Consider the following 18402-nt stretch of genomic DNA (forward strand, 5'->3'; position numbering starts at 1 on the left):
AATATCGACAGTGAATCAAAAATTAATAGGCCCGAACTATTTTAAACAGTTCGGGCCTATATTTACTGGAACAGCCGGGTTTCGTCTACTTGATCGAAACCTTGCCGCCTTTGATTTCGATGCTTTCGCCGCCCGTCAGAGCTTCGCGGTCGCCATTGGGAAACGTGACGAAGCAGCCGCTGCTGCAGAACTCAACCGTGTCACCGGCGGCAACCTGCAACTGGGTTTTACTGGAACCTTCGGTCACGACGACGGTCTGAGCGCTCGCGTCGCTGTTTTTCAGGCTGGCTGCGAACGCTGGACCGGCCAGAGTGGTGCCCGCTACAATGGTGCTTGTAAGAATGACAACAGCAAACTTGTTCATTTCACCCCGGTGTTTCCACCGCCCCTGTTACATCGGGCTTAACTGCCCCTTTTCGACAATAGTTATAACGGGGTGAAACTGAACGGCAACTGAACGTCTCGTTATTTTTCCGATATTTAGACGAAAGTACCAAGTTGATGACTGATCTGTATCATCAATTCTTTGTTGTCTTCTTCGGTTGTCCAGCAAGCTGCTCCTTAACGCGGTCTGTAATCATCTGAACGATGGCATCTGCATCATCCAGATGGATGTTGACGTCGCGCTGCGGGAACGGAATCTCGATCCCCTCTTCGGCAAAGCGATCAACCAGCGCAAAGCGAATTTCATTCTGCACAGTGCCTGAGTTCGACAGGTCAGCAAGATGCACCCGCATCTCAAAATCCATGGTGGAGTCCGCAAGCGCCTTGAACGCAACGAAGGGTTCGGGGTTTTTCAGGACAAGCGGATGGCTGCGCGCAATGTCCATCAGGATGGCGTGCACACGGCGCGGATCAACCTTGTAGGAAACGCCAATCGGAATTTCCACGCGGCCAAGCTTGTTGCGGTGCGTCCAGTTACCAACATTGCCGTTGATGAAGGACGAGTTCGGAATAATGATCGACTGGCGCTGGAAGGTTTCAACTTCCGTCGCGCGAACACTGATCTTTTTGACAATACCGCCAACGCCGCTCGTTTCAATCCAGTCACCCACCTTGAAAGGCCGCTCGGCCAGAAGGATCAGGCCAGAGACGAAGTTGGAAACAATGGCCTGCATACCAAAACCGATACCGAGCGACAGACCACCGGCAACCAGCGCGAGGCTTGAAAGATTGATACCCGCCGCCGAAATGCCAATGAGACCCGCGATACCAAGGCCGAGATAACCGACCGCAGTGCGGATCGAGTTACGCACACCGGAATCCAGCTTGCCACGCGACATGACGCGCACATCGAGCCAGCCCTGAAACCAGCGCGTGAAACCGTAAAACAGGGCAAACAACAGGATACCGACCGCAATGGCCACCAGCGAGATCGTCACCGATCCGATCTGGAAGCCGGTGGCAAAGGTCAGGAACCAGACCGTCATTTCGCTCCACTGGAAGCCCCAGAGCAGCAGAATGATCGGAATACCAAGCAGAAGCACAAAGACATTGATGACGATGCTGGCAATCAATCCAAGCTGGTCAAGCGTCGATTCATCGATGCCGAAGCGCGTCTGAATTGTACGTCCAAGCACGGTTCCACCAAGCGCATTCTCGTCTGCAACGGCACGCGCCGTGAGGAAGCCGAGATACATTGTGACAAGCACAGCACCATTGATGACGATCTGCTGCGAGACAAAGCGCGCAAAGCCGATATAGCCAAGCAGGGCGGCGGCGATTGGAATAAGACCGATGGCATAGAGGAACAGCCGCAATGGACGCGGCCAGCGCTTCGCCGCACCGGTCTCCTGATCCTCCAGCGGTTTCAACAAAGCCATGGCAATGATGAGAAGCCCGACCAGAACCGTGGCAAACAGGCTTTTGGCCACCGTCAGCGACAGCGGTGAAGTTGCAATCTGGTTGATCGTATCGGCAAGGTAGTCAAGCCCGGTGATGGTTGCGGTGGCGGTGATGAGAACCATCAGGATACGCCCCGGCCGGGGCGCCACATGCACAAGCCGCCAGTTCGGCGCGCCGGGACAGATGACCGCCTGCGCCAAAGCATGAACGAAGTAGACAATACCGATGACGCAAAACAGCGTGTAGAACAGTGAGGCAACGTCAGGTCGCAACACATTGAAATAGCTAAGGAAGAGATAGGTGGTGGCAAGAAATACCACCACGGTCAGCGAGCGCATCAGCGTCGACCAGAACGCGACTGCCAGACGGCTGAGATAGGATGGCTGCTCAATGGCGGCATCGCGCAGGTAAAGGTGCCCAAGCAGCCGCTGCCCGCCAATAAGAAGGACCAGAGCAGCAATCACAGCGAAGAAAGCTGCAGCCAGCATCGACTGCCATTTGAAGGTAACGACAAAGCGCCACCAGGACGAAATCAGCTGGTTCATCGTGCTGATTTCGCGGCCATAAGCGTCGATCACTTCGCTGCCAAGAGAATAGTTGATGTCAACGCGCTGCGACAATGTATTGGCGAACAGCTCACGGCGCGCATCACCAATTGCGTCGATCATCTTGTTGACTTCGAGCAACTGATCTTCAGTTTCACCCAGAACTGCGTTGATCTCGGCCTTCTCGGTCGTCAGGCGCGTCCGTTCGTCGGTAACGATCTTCGCTTCCGCTGGCTGGCCTTGTGGCGGCGGCGATCCCAGCTGTTCAAGCCGGGCATTGATCTCCGTGATGCGCGGGCGGAATGAAACACCGATATCGAGCAGCTTTTTGGCGCTGCCTTCCAGATCAAGCCGAAGATTTGCCAGCGCGGCGTCCGCGTCAGCCTTTTGCTTGAATTTCTGTTCGTAGGCCGCAATCTGCTTCTTCAACGCATCGATGACGGGGCGCTGCTCGCTCACAATACTGGATGGAACCGCAGGAGCTGGAGCCTCCGCTACCGGCGCTGGTGCAACTGCTGCCGGTGCTGGTGCAGCGGGCGTAGTCGTTACGGGTGCCGGTGCGGGCGATGCTGGTGTAGGCGTCTGGGCCAAAGCCAATTGGACAGGCGCCGCCAGAAACAAAACGGCGGCAATCGTCAGAAGAATCTGCCGAAGAAAAGATGAGATCACAGGTCTGGAGCCTTTATGAATAGTTTGCTTTGTCGATTTGCCTGTTCATGTCGGCACAATCAAGGCACTTTTTGCTTCCAATTCCAAGGTTGGGTCGGGTTGTTGATAGTGCTCGCCGCTATCCTGATGACCGTCCCTTGCATCGGACAGTAGCATAATGCCGGGGTAATCATGAATCGTCACACATAAGGCAGGCCGAAATTCTTGCCAAAGTAACAGTTTTGCTCACCTTCGCTTCGTACTCATCTTGACCAGCCCAGACACACACTGTTGACTGGCATATCAGAGAAATAGAACGCCAAACCGCAACAGATTCGCTTTCGAGACAAGAAGACCATGATAATCAAATGCCCCTATTGCGGACCGCGTGACGTCATCGAATTCACCTATCAGGGCGATGCAACACGCCAACGCCCCGACCCGGCTTCGTCAGATCAGGCTGCATGGAGCGCCTATGTCTATGACCGCGCCAACCCGATGGGCTCGCACCGCGAATTCTGGCTGCACAGCGGTGGCTGCCGCCAGCATTTGATCATCACCCGCGATATGGCCACACACGTCATTTCATCCGTGGGCTTTGCGCGCGACGCAGTTGCATCGGTAAAAGGCGGTGAGCACCCATGACCGCTTCAAGACTTCCCAAGGGCGGACGTGTTGACCGCGCCAAAACCGTTCGCTTTACCTTTGATGGCAAGGCCTATAGCGGCCATCCAGGTGATGTGCTGGCTTCAGCCCTCCTTGCCAATGGCATCACGCTGTTTGGCCGCTCCTTCAAATATCACCGCCCGCGCGGCGTCTTTGCTGCGGGCAGTGATGAACCGAATGCACTTGTCACTGTTCTGTCCGGCAGCGTTCGCGAGCCGAATGTCCGCGCTACCGAACTGGAGATCTATGATGGGCTGGTGACGGCAAGCCAGAACCGGTTCCCATCGCTCGAGCATGATTTCATGGCCGTCAACCAGTTGGCCGGCCCGATATTTTCCGCAGGATTTTACTACAAGACCTTCATGGGACCGGCGATAGGTCCGCTGCGCAGCACCAAAGTCTGGATGTTCTTTGAAAAATTCATCCGCCGCGCCGCCGGTCTTGGCAAGGCAGGCGTGACAGCAGACCCGGATCATTACGAACGCATGAATGCCTTCTGCGATGTGCTTGTGGTCGGCACTGGCCCCGCCGGGCTTCTGGCGGCAGAAGCTGCTGCGGAAACTGGCGCACAGGTGATTATCGCCGAAGAGCGCCCTATCGCTGGTGGTTCGCTTCTGGCATCGGTTGAACTGATCGATGGACGCAATGCCGCCGTCTGGGCGCGGGAAAAAGCGGCAGCGCTTGCTGCCCTTCCCAATGTCCGCTTTCTCACCCGCACCTCCGTCTGGGGTTATTATGATGGCAATGTCCTGACAGCCATCGAACACGTCTCCGACTTCAAGCCGAACCGCACGAAGGGGCAGGCACGCCAGCGCTACTGGATTATCCGCACCGGTAAAACCATTCTGGCGACGGGCGCATTTGAGCGACCCATTGTATTTCCCGGCAATGATTGCCCCGGTGTCATGCTGGCGGATGCTGTCAGGCGCTATGCGGTCGAATACGGCGTTGCGACAGGAAACAATGTGACGCTGTTTACCAACAATGACAGCGCCTATGAAGCGGCACGCGCCCTGTCGCAGGCCGGCGTCAACATCGTCGCTATCGTTGATGTGCGTGCCGATGTTTCGGGTGCCTGCATCGAGATTGCCTCATCGGCGGGAGCAGAGCTTGTGCTCGGCCATGCGGTAACAGGCACCCATGCGGGTAAAACCCTGAGTTCGATCACTGTTCAGCATTTCAATGCGCAGACAGGTCATGTCTCGGGAACGCCGCGGGAAATCAAGACCGATTGTCTGGGTGTTTCAGGCGGATGGTCCCCGGCTATCCATCTTGCCAGTCAGGCGGGTGGCAAACCGGAATGGGACGAAGACCTGCAGGCCTTCCTGCCACCGGAACCCAACCAGAACTGGGTCACTGCCGGATCAGCCGCTGGCTATATGGATACGGTCAGCGTGTTTTCCGACGGTGCCACCAAAGGCTCCTCGTCCAAGGCCAAGCCGAAACTGCCCTCCGTCGACGCGCCGATGTTCGACGCTTCGCCCGCAGCCGTTTTCCAGATCGAACCGGCAGCCAAGTCTCAAAAAGCTTTCGTCGATTTTCAGCATGACGTTACCGCCGATGATATTCGCCTCGCCTATCGCGAAGGGTTCCATTCGGTCGAGCATTTGAAGCGTTACACTACGCTCGGCATGGCGACGGATCAGGGCAAGACCTCCAATATTCCCGGCCTTGCCATCATGGCCGATGCGCGTGGCATTACCATTCCTGAGGCTGGAACCACCCGCTTCCGCCCGCCCTTCACCCCGGTTTCCTTCGGTGCGATTGCTGGCGAGCGCTATGGCGATCTGCGTCCGCACCGCCTGACACCGATGCATGACTGGCATCTGGCCAATAGCGCCAAGACCTATGAGGCCGGGCTTTGGCATCGCCCGATGATCTATGGCAGCCATGGCGAAACTGTTGAACAGGCCTATGTGCGGGAAGCCCGCGCCGTGCGCCAGAGTGTCGGCATTGTCGATGTTTCAACTCTCGGGAAGATCGATATTCAGGGCCCCGACGCGGGAATATTCCTCGACCGCGTTTATACCAACATGTTCTCCACCCTGCCCGTCGGTAAGGCACGCTACGGCCTGATGCTGCGTGAAGATGGGATTGTCTATGATGACGGCACCACATGGCGCTTGAGCGAAACGCAGTTCCTGATGACGACAACCACCGCCAATGCCGGAAATGTCATGCAGCATCTGGAATTCTATCTCGATTGCATCTGGCCTGACCTGCGCGTGCATCTCACTTCAGTCACCGATGTCTGGGCCGGTACGGCTGTGTCAGGCCCAAAAGCCCGCGCTGTTCTGGAAGCCTGTGTCACGGGAACCAGCGTCGACAATACGACTCTGCCTTTCATGGGCATTGTTTATGGTTCAATCGGCGATGTGCCCGTCATGATCTGCCGCCTCTCCTTCTCGGGCGAACTTGCCTATGAAGTCTATTGCGGCGCGGGTTTCGGCACGCAGGTCTGGGAAGCGCTGCTGGAAGCAGGCAAGCCTTACGATATCATGCCTTACGGGCTGGAAGCGCTTGGTACGCTGCGTATCGAAAAGGGCCACGTTACCGGTGCCGAGATCGATGGACGGACCACCGCCCACGATCTGCATCTGGATTGGATGTTGTCGAAAAAGAAGCCCTATATCGGCTCCGCCATGAAGGATCGCGACGGGCTTGCCGACGAAAATCGTCTGTCGCTTGTGGGCCTGATCTCGCTCGACAACCAGTCGATCAATGGCGGCAGCCATATCGTCAGTGATGCCACTCCGCGCGAGCCTGCCGACAGTTTCGGCCATGTGACTGCCGCCTGCTATTCACCGGCGCTCGGCAAATATATTGCACTGGCGCTGGTCAAGCACGGAACATCAATGATCGGCAACCGTGCCTATGCGACGGACCTCCTGCGCGGCAAGCATGGCGCGGTTGAGATCGTCAGTCACCACATGTTTGATCCAGAGGGGAGCCGGATGCATGGCTGAACCATTATCTCCACTCGGCCACGCGTTCATAACCGGCGACCACGGTAACTCTGCTGGTGGTGTCGGCATTGCGATAACGGAGCGGAAAAACCTGTCCATCGTACAGGTCACTGCGTGGCGTGAAACCGTACCTGCCATTCTGACCGCCATCAGCAATGTCACTGGCCTCAGCGTCCCGGATAAACCCGGCGCGGGTCGCAGCGCCGGCGAGAAATCCGTGTTTGGTTTTGCCCCCGGCCGTTACTTCGTCGTGGCGCAAGCCAGCGATCTGGAAGATCGTTTGCGCAAGGCGATACCGCTTGAAACCGGAACGATCATCGATCTCACCCATGGCCGCATGGCCATTCGCGTCAAAGGTCCGTGGTCTGAATGGGTTTTGTCAAAGCTCTTCGCCATCGACTTTTCCGAGCACGCTTTTCCGGTTGGTTTTGGCCGCGCGACGCTGCATCACGATATTCACACAAATATCCAGCGTATTGATGAGGAAACCTTTGACCTCTACGTGTTCCGCACCTTTGCCCGCTCGTTCTGGCAAACGCTCGGCCACGCGGCAGCCGAAGTGGGCTACCACGTCCAATAGTCAGATCAAGTGGTGAGCAAGCTCTTCGCAGGCTTTCCGGCCACGTAGACCTCGGCGATGGTGCGGTCATCGCCCATGGTCTGCATCAGGAAAAGCTCCTCGACCAGCGTTTCCACCGTCTCCATGCGCAGACGCATGGCCGGAGTTGAACGGGCATTGAGCACGATGCAATCGGCTTCCGCACCCGGCATGAACGAGCCAATGATCCCTTGCAGTGACAGGGCGCGGGCATTGCCAAGCGTCGCCTGATAATATGATCGCAGTGGATGATAGCGCTGGCCCTGAATGTTCAGAATCTTGTAGCCCTCATCCAGCGTGCGCAGCATGGAATAGGACGTGCCACCGCCAATATCCGTGGCGATTGCATGGCGCACTGGCGGATTGGATGCTTCCAGCCGGGCCAGATTGAACAGTCCGCTGCCGATGAACAGATTGGAGGTCGGGCAGAACACCGCCACCGAAGCGCTATTGGCGATAGAGGCGATTTCCGCATCGGTCAGGTGAATACAATGGCCAAGCAGCGTCTTGGAGCCAAGCAGGCCGTAATGCTCATAGACTTCAGTATAGTCCCGGCTCCACGGGAACAGCTCTGCCACGAAGGCAATCTCGGCGGTGTTTTCGCAAAGATGCGTCTGCACATGCAGATCAGGATATTCGCGCACCAGCGCGCCGCTCATCTCCAGTTGCTCGGGGCTGGATGTCGGGGCAAAGCGCGGCGTAATCGCGTAGAGCTGGCGCCCCCTACCGTGCCATTTGCCGATCAACTCCTTGCTGTCGTTATAGCCTGACTGCGGCGTATCCAGAAGCCCCGGCGGTGCATTGCGATCCATCATCACCTTACCCGCGACCATGCGCATATTGCGCCTATCCGCTTCGAGGAAGAAGGCTTCAACTGATGCCTTGTGAACGGTGCAATAGGCGGCAGCGGTGGTGGTGCCGTGCCGGATCAGTTCATCAAAAAACGCCGAGGCAATCCGTTCAGGATGCCCCTGATTGGAGAATTTCTGCTCTTCAACAAAGGTGTATTTGTTCAGCCATTCCATCAACTCGCCCGCATAGGAGGCAACAACCTGCGTCTGCGGATAGTGTATATGCGTGTCGATAAAGCCCGGCATGATCAGGTATGGGCGATGATCGATGACCTCGACATTCCGCCCTTCCCCGGCCCGCAGACGCGAGAATTCATCCATCGCCCATATCTTGCCGTCGCGGATCAGCAGTGCGCCATCTTCAATATAGGTGAACGCATCAGGGCTCGCTTCGCCAGCCAAAGGCTCATCGTGAAACGTCAGCAGACGCCCGCGTAACAGAAGTTCAGTCATTGCGTCGATTTTCCCGATGCCGCGGAGCGATACCAGGAGACGATCTGGGCCCGTTCAGCATCTGTCATTTGAGTAAGGTTTCCCGGTGGCATGGCGTGGCTGGCACCGGCGAAGAGATAGACCTGACTGGCGTGAGTCGCAATCATGGCATCCGTATCAAGCCGGATACCTTTGGGCGGATGGGCGATCCCTTCCCATGATGGCTCCGCCGCATGGCACATGGAACAGCGCCCCATCACCGTATCGCGCACCTGTTGAAAGTTCTGCGCGGCGAGAAACGGCGTTGCGGCGTTTGATACTTTTTCCTCGCCTTTCAAAACCTTTGGCACTGTCGACAGCCAGACAATCACGATGAACAGCACGACTGATGCCAGCCATGTCCAGTGCGGATTCCCCTTTCCGGCGTGTTTAGAATTGAAGTAATGGCGGATCAGCACACCCATCACGAAAATCAGCGCTGCAATAATCCAGTTGAATTCCGTTGAGCTGGCCAAAGGATAATGGTTGGACAGCATCAGGAAAATAACGGGAAGCGTCAGGTAATTATTGTGGGTCGAGCGCTGCTTGGCTTGTTTCCCGAGCTTCGGATCTGGCGTCTTTCCAGCGATCAGATCAGCCACAACCTTCTTCTGATTGGGGATGATCAGCAGGAAGACATTGCCGGACATGATCGTCGCGGTGAATGCGCCGAGATGCAGGAAGGCAGCACGTCCGGTGAAGAGATGCGTATAGCCCCACGCCATGAAAACGATGACCGCATAAAGGATGATCATCAGGGCGGTGTCATTTTTGGCCAGCGGCGATTTGCAGAGGAGATCGTAAATCAGCCAGCCCAAGCCGATAGAAGCCAGCGAAATCAGGATCGCAACGGGTGTCGACACGTCAAGCACATTGCGATCAATGAGATAAAGATCAGCACCCGCATAATAGACGATGCAGAGCATTGCAAAGCCTGATAGCCACGTCGCATAGGACTCCCATTTGAACCAGATCAGATGTTCCGGCATGTTGGGCGGCGCGACCATATATTTCTGGATGTGGTAGAAGCCACCCCCATGCACCTGCCATTCCTCACCATTCACCCCCTGCGGCAGTCCCTGATGACGCCGCAACCCCAGATCAAGCGCGATGAAATAGAAGGATGAGCCGATCCATGCGATTGCAGTGATGACATGCAACCAGCGGGCGGCAAAGCTGAGCCATTCCCAGAAAATAAGGTAATCCATCAAGGCCTCATGCAAAGCATCACAATGCGTGTGTTCGAGGCTTGATGCAAGGTGGGGAAGTAGTCAGTTGGGAGTAGTGAGTAGTCCGTGGTTCGACAAGCTCACCATGAGGGGCTTGGGTGGATGCAACGCTATTCGCAAAGACTGTAGCACAAGGGTTGCAGAACTTGACTCCCGTTCATCCTCACTCTCCCTCATGGCGAGCTTGTCGAACCACGAACCACGAACCCCGGACTACTCACTACTCACCTACCTACTTGGAATCATGAAAAATAATCCCCAACGTATTGCGTTTGCCGCTGCGGACCCGGCTGACCCCATGGCGCATGTTCACGCGGTAATAGCCGCGCGAGCCTTTAACCGGTCGCTGGCTGACGGGAAAGACCACACCATCACCTTGTTTCAGCGGCACCACTTCCGCGCGCGATTGCATACGCGGTCGCTGCTCGGTCAGCACGAACTCGCCGCCGGTAAAATCCTCTCCCGGTTCTTTCAGCAGAAAAGCCACCTGCAGGGGAAACACATGCACCCCGTAAATATCCTGATGCAGGCAATTGTAATCTCCCGCACCATATTCCAGCAGCAGAGGTGTCGGCCTGTCCTGCCCCGCCGCATGACAACGCTCGATGAATGCCTGATGCTCATCAGGATAGCGGATATCGATGCCCATATGCTCGTTCCAGCGATTGGCGATGCCAGCCAGCGGCGGATAGAGCGCTTCACGCAAGCCATGCACAATCTCAGGCAGCGGATAGGAGAAATACTTGTATTCGCCCTGCCCGAAACCATGCCGGGCCATAATGATGCGCTTGCGGAAAATCGTATCATCAGGATAGCTGTCTGCCAGCGTCTCGCATTCCTCCTGCGTCAACACACTCCGAAGGATCTTGCAGCCGGAGGCGTCCATTTCCGCTTCTGCTGCATTCCAGTCGACATCGCGCAGTCCAGTCATCGCCGTTTCCTCGATCATTTTAGTTTCACCAACAGGAAAACCTGATCGGGCCAGAACAACCACCCGATTCCTGCGCTCAAACCATGAAAAGGCCAGGTTTTTCATCCAATTGGCCACACACACGACGATTTTAAGTGACTCAGCTTGCCGGACTTCATAAATAGAGTCGCAACGAGGCCGGTTCGGCCCGCGACAATGAGCTATTGGAAACGCATATGGGCTTTAGCAGAAATGGCAAATCAGGAAGGCGTGGGTCCGCTCCGCTGCTGATTTCTATTTTCTGGCTGATTGCGACTTTAGGCGCCGTCTATATCGCTGCTCCCGAAACGGATTTGCGCAACAACCGTGCCAGTACGCCGGTTCGCGACGATGCACGTCTGGCCCATGAGAGTGATAACCGGTCGGGCCCGGTGCAAAATTCCATGCGCATTGCCGCACTGGAAGCTCTGCACCTGAAAATCAAAAGCGGTATGCGGGCAGGCACGGATTCCCACGATGGCCTATTGCCTGGCGGGAACGAACTCGTCCTGATCAGCAGACAGTCCGCTTCTCCATTGGAAACAGGTTCGGGCCTTGTGCTTGAACAAATAAGCGTTTTCAGCGCGCGGGCACCTCCTCTCGCCCTTGCTTGAGACCATTCGTTGCTCAGCAACGGTCCCAACACAACACCATCGGCAAGCCGCCCGGAACAGATGTGATCATCTCTCGGCAGCAGGGCCGCAATTCATAACGGAACACTGACATGCGCACTTCGAAATGGGTTCTGGGAACCTATATTTTCATCATTATTGCGGGCATCATCCTCGCGCTGCCCAATATTTTCACCAAGGCACAGCTTGATGTCCTGCCGAATTGGCTGCCCAAGAAGCAGATCTCGCTTGGTCTCGATCTTCGCGGCGGCTCCTACCTCGTTCTCGAAGTTGACGCCGCAGCGCTGAAAAAAGACCGCATCCGCGCCATGCTGGATGATGCGCGCAACAAGCTGCGCACGGAGCGCATTCAGGCACAGTCAATCCGTATTGCCGGTGATTCCGTCATCGTCACCATTGCTGATCAGGCACAGCGCGACCGCGCCGTAACTGTTCTGAAAGAACTGACCGCGCAGGTTACACAGATTGGCTTCGCCGCTCCGGTCAGCGACATCGATATTACAACTGCCGACAATACAATCCGCCTGACACTGACGGAAGCCGGCATGAAGGACAGGCTCGATAACGCCCTGACCCAGAGCCTTGAAATCGTTCGCCGCCGCGTCGATCAGGTCGGCGTTGCCGAACCATCCATCCAGCGCGTCGGTTCAGACCGTATCGTCGTCCAGCTTCCGGGCCTTCAGGACCCGTCACAGCTGCGCGCTCTGCTCGGCAGCACGGCCAAGATGACATTCCACATGGTTGCCAATGGCAATTACGGCGATACACCGCCTCCCGGCATTTCCATCCTGCCTGATGCAAAGAACCCGGGACAGACCTATCCTGTTGAAGATCGCGTTGCGCTGAGTGGTGAACGTCTGACCGACGCCCGCGCTGCCTTCGATACGCAGACCAACCAGCCGATCATTTCGTTCCGCTTTGACAATGTCGGCGCCCGTCAGTTTGCCGATATCACCAGCCAGAACGTCGGACGCCCCTTCGCCATCGTTCTCGACGGCAAGGTGCTGACCGCTCCGGTCATTCAGGTTCCAATCACTGGCGGTTCTGGTCAGATCACCGGTAACTTCACCGTTCAGGATACCGTTACCACTGCCGCCCTGTTGCGTGCCGGTGCCCTGCCCGCACCATTGACGGTGATCGAAGAGCGTACTGTCGGCCCTGATCTTGGCGGCGACGTCATCAAGATGGGTATTTTAACCGGTCTTATCGGTTTTGCCCTCGTCGTCGGCTTTATTTTCGTTCTTTACGGAACATGGGGCTTCATCGCCAATCTGGCTCTGGCGCTTAACGTCATCCTGACATTCGGTGTTCTTACCCTTATCGGCGCGACGCTCACCCTGCCCGGCATCGCCGCTATCATTCTCGGTATCGGTTTTGCCGTTGATGCGAACATTCTGATCAATGAGCGTATCCGGGAAGAAGCCCGCAAAGGCATCGGCGCCATGGCTGCCGTGGATCGTGGTTTCAAACACGCCTACGCAACCATCGTTGACGCGAACGTTACCCACATGATTTCCACCCTGCTGCTGTTCCTTTTCGGCTCGGGCCCGATCCGTGGTTTTGCCGTGACCATGCTTATCGGCACGCTCATTTCAATGTTCACCGCCGTTACGGTCGTGCGCATCGTCATGACGGCCATCGTGCGCCGCCGCAAGATGAAGACGATCAGCATCGAACATGTGATCAAGCTCGTTCCGGAGACCACGAATATCTCCTTCATGAATGCGCGTTTCTTTGGTATCGGCGTTTCGATCTTCCTGTCGATTGCCTCGATTATCCTGTTTATTCATCCGGGTCTCAACTACGGCATCGACTTCAAGGGCGGCATTCAGGTAGCGATCGCAACCTCGAAGCCAACAGATCTGGCTACCATGCGTAGTTCGCTTGAAGAGCTGGGCCTTGGCGAAGTTGTGCTTCAGCAGGCTGGCAGCGACAGTCAGGTGCTGATTCGCGTTCAGCGTCAGGATGGCGGCGAGGAAGCCCAGACAATTGCTGTGACCAAGGTCAAGGCAGCGGTCGAAAAGCTCGATCCGGGTGTGAAGATCGAAAGCTCGGAGGTCGTTGGACCAAAGGTCAGTCAGGAACTGGCACGGTCAGGCGTTCTGGCTGTTATTCTCGCCAGTATCGCCATGCTGCTCTACATCTGGTGGCGGTTTGAGTGGCACTTTGCCCTTGGCGCGATTGCCACGCTGATCCTCGATACGACGAAGACAGTAGGCTTCTTCGCGCTGATGGGACTGGACTTCAACCTCACGGCCATTGCCGCGCTTTTGACGATGATCGGTTACTCCGTGAACGATAAGGTCGTGGTTTATGACCGTATGCGTGAAAATTTGCGCATTCACAAGAAGATGCCACTGCGCCAGATCATCGACATGAGTATCAACCAGACGCTGGCGCGCTGTATCTACACCTCCGCCACCATCTTCCTTGCCATGCTCCCCATGGCAATCTGGGGTGGCAAGGCAGTGGAAAACTTCGCATTGCCGATGCTGTTCGGTGTGATCATCGCCACCAGTTCCTCGATCTTCATTGCAGCGCCTATCCTGCTGCTGCTGGGAACCTGGTGGGAAAAGAACCACACACATCGCATTGGTTCCAGCGAAACACCTGCTGTTAAGAGCTGACCAGACATTCGTCTAAGCTCTCCAAGCTAAATATCTGCGGCGTATGGAAAAAATTGCATTTCCTGCGCCGCAGAATGACAAAAGTTGTTTGCAAGACATCATGTGTACGCAATAGTGAGGCAGTCATAGAGCAATTATTGTTTTTGCGTAGCCGTTCTGCCGAACCCGGGGGATTTGACCCGAATGTACAGGCGGAAAGCCTGAGCAAAAACAAAACCTGCTCTGGCTGTTCACAGTTTGATTTGATTATTTTCAACATATCCAAGGGGGAGACACCGACATATGCCTCATGAAACGCCGCTGATTGCGACAATCGTAGTGGGCCTTGTTCTGGCCTTCATATTCGGTGCGATTGCCAACCGTCTGCGCGTTCCTCCCCTTGTCGGTTATCTGCTTGCCGGTGTGCTTGCCGGCGCTCACACGCCCGGTTTTGTTGCCGATCAGGAACTGGCCGCAGAACTCGCCGAAATCGGCGTCATTCTGCTGATGTTCGGTGTCGGGCTGCATTTCTCTCTGAAGGATTTGCTGTCCGTCCGCGCCATCGCCATTCCTGGCGCCATCGTCCAGATCATCGTCGCCACATTGCTTGGCGCAGGTCTTGCCTGGATACTTGGCTGGAGCATGCAGGCTGGTTTCGTCTTTGGCCTCGCCCTGTCCGTTGCCAGTACCGTTGTGCTGCTTCGCGCCATGCAGGAACGCCGCCTGATCGAGACGGAGCGCGGCCGCATCGCTGTTGGCTGGTTGATCGTTGAAGACCTTGCCATGGTTCTGGCACTGGTGTTGCTCCCGGCCATAGCCGGTGTCGTCAATGGCAAAAACCCTTCGGCTGAAATTGTCCACGCAGCCAGCGATCCGATCGCCAATTATTTCAACCTTGGCATTGGCGGCATCATTGCCCTGACCCTCGGCAAGGTCGCCGCCTTCGTGGCCCTCATGCTTATCGTTGGCCGCCGCGTCATTCCGTGGACGCTCCATGCTATTGCCCATACGGGATCGCGCGAGTTGTTCAGGCTCGCGGTGCTGGCCATTGCGCTCGGCGTCGCCTTCGGTGCTTCAAAGCTCTTCGGCGTATCGCTGGCACTTGGCGCCTTCTTCGCCGGTATGATCATGAGTGAATCCGAGCTGAGCCACCGTGCAGCGGAAGAATCCCTGCCACTGCGTGACGCTTTCGCTGTTCTGTTCTTCGTTTCCGTCGGCATGCTGTTCGACCCGATGACGATCATCAATGATCCCCTGCCCCTTCTGGCAACGCTCGCGATCATCGTGGTGGGCAAATCGCTGGCGGCATTCTTCATTGTTCTGGCCTTCGGCTATCCGACCGGAACGGCGCTGATCATTTCAGCAAGCCTCGCGCAGATCGGCGAATTCTCGTTCATTCTGGCGGAGCTGGGGGTCGGCCTTGGCATGTTGCCGGAGGAAGGACGCGATCTCATTCTCGGCGGCGCTATCTTGTCGATCCTGCTCAATCCCCTCGTCTTTGCCGGGGTGGGTTATCTCAAACCATGGCTGGAAAAACGCTATGCACCGGCACAGGAGGCCGATCCGGAAGTCACTGTGATCGAAGAGCCTGATGTCGAGGAACTGCACCAGACAACCCTGACAGACCACGCCGTTCTGATCGGTTATGGCCGTGTCGGCAGCCTCGTCGGCGATGCGCTCAAAGAAGCGGGCAAGTCGTTCCTCGTCATCGAAGACGCAGACAAGACGGTCGCGAAACTACGCGATGATGAGGTGGAAACCATCGTTGGCAATGCTGCCAATGGCGATGTTCTGGCCGCTGCCAATCTGGCACAGGCCCGGCAACTCATCATTGCCATTCCCAATGCGTTTGAAGCGGGACAGATCGTCGTCAAGGCGCGCGCTGCCAATCCATCAATCAGTATTCTGGCGCGGGCGCATTCCGATGCAGAGGTGCAACATTTGCAGGATCTCGGTGCTGATGCAGTGATCATGGGTGAACGCGAGATCGCCCGTGGTATAGTCGCGCATATTCTCGATCTGGACAAACCTGTGCCGGAGGAACCGTTACCGGCATAACGATAGGAAAATGGGGGTAGCGGCGTAAAGATATGCGCCAGTGGATCAATAAGCTCGAAAAGAGCGCTCAGTGAGAATGGCAAGGCAGGAATAAGCATGAAGTTGAAGGATTATGTATGGCCGGTAATCGGACTGGCCGCAGTCGGTGTTTCCGCATGGCTCCTTTACCGGGAGTTGCGCAGCATATCGCTGGATGACGTAATCCACAGCCTCTATGCCATTCCCGCCCATCGCTGGATTCTGGCCGCGCTCAGTTCGCTCGTCGCCTACGCCGCACTCGCAGGTTATGATCGCATCGCCCTTCTGCATCTGCGCCGCAAGATTTCATGGCTGTTCATCACGCTTTGCTCGTTCACCACCTACGCCCTCTCGCACAATATCGGTGCATCGATGATATCGGGCGCTGTGGTGCGCTATCGTGCCTATTCCTCGCAGGGCATGAGCACAGCGGAAATCGCGCTCCTCATCGCCTTCTGTTCGTTCACTTTCATGCTCGGCACAATAACGCTGAGTGCAGTCGTGCTTCTGATCGAGCCGGAGATTCTGCAACGTTTCAACGATGAAACGCCGCTTTACGTCAGTTACCTTCTGGGGTTTGGTGCCCTGGCGTTTGTGTTGCTTTATGTCTTCGGCAGCTGGTTGCAATTGCGCCCCTTGCGTATCCGCAAATTCACTCTGGAATATCCAAGGCTGACCGTCGTCGCCCAGCAGTTGATCGTCGGGCCGGTGGAACTGCTCGGTGCCGCCGCCATCATTTATTTCACCCTGCCGGAGGCAGGTAATCCCGGCTTCCTGATCATTCTCGGCATTTTCCTCATCTCATTCTCTGCGGCGCTGATTTCCCATGCACCCGGCGGACTTGGTGTACTGGAACTGGTGTTTTTGACTGGCCTTCCCGATATGAATCAGGCCGATGTACTGGCTGCACTCATCATCTTCCGCCTGTTCTATCTGCTTATTCCCTTTGCCCTGTCACTGCTTGTGGTCCTCTTTTTCGAACGTTCACAATTGCTGTTGCGCTGGTACAAGAAAGACACCGAAAGTTGAGATAACAAGGAGGTGCTTTAACCGGACGTATCATTGTTTGAAGCAATGCGTTGGCGGTAGGCAAGAAGAATGACAGCGAGCGCAACCGTCAGATAGCCGCTCAGAAGATAAGGCGCAGAGACACCCGCGATCCCCGCCAGAACAGCCCCAAGCGGCGGTGCAGCTGTTATGCCAATCGCGCTCACCGCCTCGCCAACTGCCGTAACGCGGCCAAGCGATTCTGGCGGCGTTTCTTTCTGAAGAATAGTTCGGTAGGGAACAAAGAGGCACGCGCTCGTAACGCCAATAAAGAACTGAAGTATGCAGAAGATAATTGGCGACATCACCAAATCGCCACGCCCCACATGTCCCGTGACCGCAATGAGCAGACCGCACCCGATGCCACCTGTCGCCATCAGCCTTAGCGGGTCATGGCTGGCTCCGAACTGGCCAAGCAGAAGAGCGCCCAGCACGCCGCCTGCGCCTGTTACTGCCACCGAAATGCCCAGCATCGCGTCAGAATAACCAATCGTTTTAATCAAAAGAGAGATCAGCCCATCGTAGAGAAATATCAGGAAGAAGCCGATGCCCATCGTGGCGATTGCAGTGAGAAGTAAGGGGCGTCTTCCGATGAGAACCAGCCCATCCATAAATTCAAGACGGAAGCCTCTGCTCCCGGTCGCCTCGCGGGCATGACGCAAACCGGATGGCAGTCCCAACAGGATAAGCGCGGCGATGAGCGAGAGGCTCGCATTGGCGAGGAAGATTTGTTGTGGGTTGAGAAGAACCACCAGTCCACCTCCCAAAGCGGGACCAGTTACCTTTGTCACTTGATTGATGGTGTGACTAAGACTGTTGGCGGCCATTAACCCATCGGGCGGACTGAGCAGCGGTATTGTGGCCTGTTTCGCTGGTGTGAACACGGCATCGACACTTGATTTGGCTATGACCAGCAAAAGCAGAATTGGCAGGTTCGGGGCTATGGCAAAAGCCGCCGTTGCAACGGCTCGAAGGAAATTACTGGCAATCAATAGAGTACGTTGGTCACTGCGATCAACAAGCACACCAATCAGAGGTGCAAGGACGACATGGGGCAAGGCGAGCGCCAACGTCAAACTGGCCAATGCGGCTGGGCCGAGATTCCAATGAAAGGTCAGCAGTGCCGCCAATGCAACAAAGTCGAGCCAATCAGCAAGATCAGCGGGCACTTGGGCAATGAAAAGTCGGCGCAATCGTGGAACCGCGAGGGGAGACAGCGCAGTCGGCAGGGAGAAAAAGCGCATTGTTCACCGCACCTCGACTGCTATCATTT

At 56.2% G+C, this 18402-nt stretch carries 13 protein-coding genes; 7 read left to right on the forward strand and 6 right to left on the reverse strand.

Annotated elements, in window-relative coordinates; all coding sequences use genetic code 11:
- Positions 1-85: 85 nt before the first annotated feature.
- Both BLU05_RS03175 and BLU05_RS03180 read right to left on the reverse strand, forming a co-directional pair.
- Positions 86-364, reverse strand: coding sequence for a hypothetical protein (locus tag BLU05_RS03175; protein WP_091877753.1), 279 nt, complete (start codon positions 362-364; stop codon positions 86-88).
- A gap of 154 nt (positions 365-518) precedes the next feature.
- Positions 519-3059, reverse strand: coding sequence for a mechanosensitive ion channel family protein (locus tag BLU05_RS03180; RefSeq protein WP_244518129.1), 2541 nt, complete (start codon positions 3057-3059; stop codon positions 519-521).
- 336 nt (positions 3060-3395) lie between these two features.
- On the opposite strand from BLU05_RS03180, the gene BLU05_RS03185 reads away from it, so the two are divergent.
- From BLU05_RS03185 to BLU05_RS03195, 3 genes are read left to right on the forward strand one after another with little or no spacing between them, the layout of a single operon-like run.
- Positions 3396-3683, forward strand: a complete 288-nt coding sequence (locus tag BLU05_RS03185; protein WP_091877754.1) for a sarcosine oxidase subunit delta — start codon at positions 3396-3398, stop codon at positions 3681-3683.
- The gene (locus BLU05_RS03190; protein ID WP_091877755.1) at positions 3680-6670 is read left to right on the forward strand and encodes a sarcosine oxidase subunit alpha family protein; all 2991 of its coding nucleotides are present in this window, start codon (positions 3680-3682) and stop codon (positions 6668-6670) included. The genes BLU05_RS03185 and BLU05_RS03190 overlap by 4 nt, the downstream gene beginning before the upstream one ends.
- Positions 6663-7250, forward strand: coding sequence for a sarcosine oxidase subunit gamma family protein (locus BLU05_RS03195; RefSeq protein WP_091877756.1), 588 nt, complete (start codon positions 6663-6665; stop codon positions 7248-7250). Before BLU05_RS03190 ends, BLU05_RS03195 begins: the two co-directional genes overlap by 8 nt.
- A 5-nt stretch (positions 7251-7255) precedes the next feature.
- On the opposite strand, the gene guaD is transcribed toward BLU05_RS03195, so the two are convergent.
- The 3 genes from guaD to BLU05_RS03210 all read right to left on the reverse strand — a co-directional run bounded on the left by guaD (position 7256) and on the right by BLU05_RS03210 (position 10750).
- The gene (gene guaD / locus BLU05_RS03200) at positions 7256-8572 is read right to left on the reverse strand and encodes a guanine deaminase (protein ID WP_091877757.1); all 1317 of its coding nucleotides are present in this window, start codon (positions 8570-8572) and stop codon (positions 7256-7258) included.
- Complete coding sequence (locus BLU05_RS03205) at positions 8569-9801, reverse strand: urate hydroxylase PuuD (RefSeq protein ID WP_091877758.1); 1233 nt, start codon at positions 9799-9801, stop codon at positions 8569-8571. The genes guaD and BLU05_RS03205 overlap by 4 nt, the downstream gene beginning before the upstream one ends.
- Before the next feature lie 250 nt (positions 9802-10051).
- Complete coding sequence (locus BLU05_RS03210; RefSeq protein ID WP_244518131.1) at positions 10052-10750, reverse strand: 2OG-Fe(II) oxygenase; 699 nt, start codon at positions 10748-10750, stop codon at positions 10052-10054.
- A 215-nt stretch (positions 10751-10965) separates the two neighbouring features.
- Here BLU05_RS03210 and BLU05_RS03215 point away from each other — a divergent pair, with 215 nt between their 5' ends.
- The 4 genes from BLU05_RS03215 (at position 10966) to BLU05_RS03230 (ending at position 17111) form a co-directional block, all read left to right on the forward strand.
- Positions 10966-11382: a hypothetical protein gene (locus tag BLU05_RS03215; protein ID WP_091877759.1), complete on the forward strand. Its 417-nt coding sequence runs from the start codon at positions 10966-10968 to the stop codon at positions 11380-11382.
- Between the two features lie 110 nt (positions 11383-11492).
- Complete coding sequence (secD, locus tag BLU05_RS03220) at positions 11493-14027, forward strand: protein translocase subunit SecD (RefSeq protein WP_091877760.1); 2535 nt, start codon at positions 11493-11495, stop codon at positions 14025-14027.
- Positions 14028-14309: 282 nt separating this feature from the next.
- Positions 14310-16064, forward strand: a complete 1755-nt coding sequence (gene ybaL / locus BLU05_RS03225; RefSeq protein WP_091877761.1) for a YbaL family putative K(+) efflux transporter — start codon at positions 14310-14312, stop codon at positions 16062-16064.
- A gap of 96 nt (positions 16065-16160) precedes the next feature.
- On the forward strand, positions 16161-17111 hold the full coding sequence (locus BLU05_RS03230; RefSeq protein WP_091877762.1) for a lysylphosphatidylglycerol synthase domain-containing protein: 951 nt from the start codon (positions 16161-16163) through the stop codon (positions 17109-17111).
- Between the two features lie 17 nt (positions 17112-17128).
- Here the strand turns inward: BLU05_RS03230 and BLU05_RS03235 are convergent, their stop codons facing one another.
- Positions 17129-18373, reverse strand: coding sequence for an MFS transporter (locus tag BLU05_RS03235; RefSeq protein WP_091877763.1), 1245 nt, complete (start codon positions 18371-18373; stop codon positions 17129-17131).
- Positions 18374-18402: the final 29 nt, after the last annotated feature.

The organism is Phyllobacterium sp. OV277 (genome assembly GCF_900104355.1).
In the GTDB taxonomy this organism is placed as follows: domain Bacteria; phylum Pseudomonadota; class Alphaproteobacteria; order Rhizobiales; family Rhizobiaceae; genus Phyllobacterium.

What these genes read in the sequence shown, in the direction of transcription:
- BLU05_RS03175 (WP_091877753.1), bottom strand. Translation starts at nt 364, where the DNA reads ATGAACAAGTTTGCTGTTGTCATTCTTACAAGCACCATTGTAGCGGGC.
- BLU05_RS03185 (WP_091877754.1), top strand. Translation starts at nt 3,396, where the DNA reads ATGATAATCAAATGCCCCTATTGCGGACCGCGTGACGTCATCGAATTC.
- BLU05_RS03190 (WP_091877755.1), top strand. Translation starts at nt 3,680, where the DNA reads ATGACCGCTTCAAGACTTCCCAAGGGCGGACGTGTTGACCGCGCCAAA.
- BLU05_RS03195 (WP_091877756.1), top strand. Translation starts at nt 6,663, where the DNA reads ATGGCTGAACCATTATCTCCACTCGGCCACGCGTTCATAACCGGCGAC.
- guaD (WP_091877757.1), bottom strand. Translation starts at nt 8,572, where the DNA reads ATGACTGAACTTCTGTTACGCGGGCGTCTGCTGACGTTTCACGATGAG.
- BLU05_RS03210 (WP_244518131.1), bottom strand. Translation starts at nt 10,750, where the DNA reads ATGACTGGACTGCGCGATGTCGACTGGAATGCAGCAGAAGCGGAAATG.
- BLU05_RS03215 (WP_091877759.1), top strand. Translation starts at nt 10,966, where the DNA reads ATGGGCTTTAGCAGAAATGGCAAATCAGGAAGGCGTGGGTCCGCTCCG.
- secD (WP_091877760.1), top strand. Translation starts at nt 11,493, where the DNA reads ATGCGCACTTCGAAATGGGTTCTGGGAACCTATATTTTCATCATTATT.
- ybaL (WP_091877761.1), top strand. Translation starts at nt 14,310, where the DNA reads ATGCCTCATGAAACGCCGCTGATTGCGACAATCGTAGTGGGCCTTGTT.
- BLU05_RS03230 (WP_091877762.1), top strand. Translation starts at nt 16,161, where the DNA reads ATGAAGTTGAAGGATTATGTATGGCCGGTAATCGGACTGGCCGCAGTC.
- BLU05_RS03235 (WP_091877763.1), bottom strand. Translation starts at nt 18,373, where the DNA reads ATGCGCTTTTTCTCCCTGCCGACTGCGCTGTCTCCCCTCGCGGTTCCA.